Source organism: Monashia sp. HAY1-5C (assembly GCF_056755255.1).
The window spans coordinates 1-228 of record NZ_JBPGXG010000909.1 but is presented as its reverse complement, the minus strand read 5'-3'; the positions used below and the strand labels follow the sequence as shown (position 1 = coordinate 228).

General features: G+C 68.9%; 1 pseudogene. It reads left to right on the top strand.

Annotated features, from left to right (window positions below):
• Positions 1–97 precede the first annotated feature (97 nt).
• A pseudogene (locus ACR9ZK_RS23925) lies at positions 98–228 on the top strand (alkaline phosphatase D family protein); the annotation flags it as partial.

The window sequence follows — 228 nt, the reverse complement described above, 5'->3', positions numbered from 1 at the left end:
CCCCCCCCCCCCCCCCCCCCCCCCCCTTCCCAAAACACAAGCCCCCCCCCCAGATGTAGCTCCGTCTCGTGGGCTCGGAGATGTGTATAAGAGACAGGTCCTCAGCTCCTTCAAGCGGGCCGGCGTGCGCAACATCGTGTGGCTCACCGCCGGTGTCCACTACTGCGCGGCGCACCACTACGACCCGGCGCGCGCCGCCTTCGCGGACTTCGACCCCTTCTGGGAGTT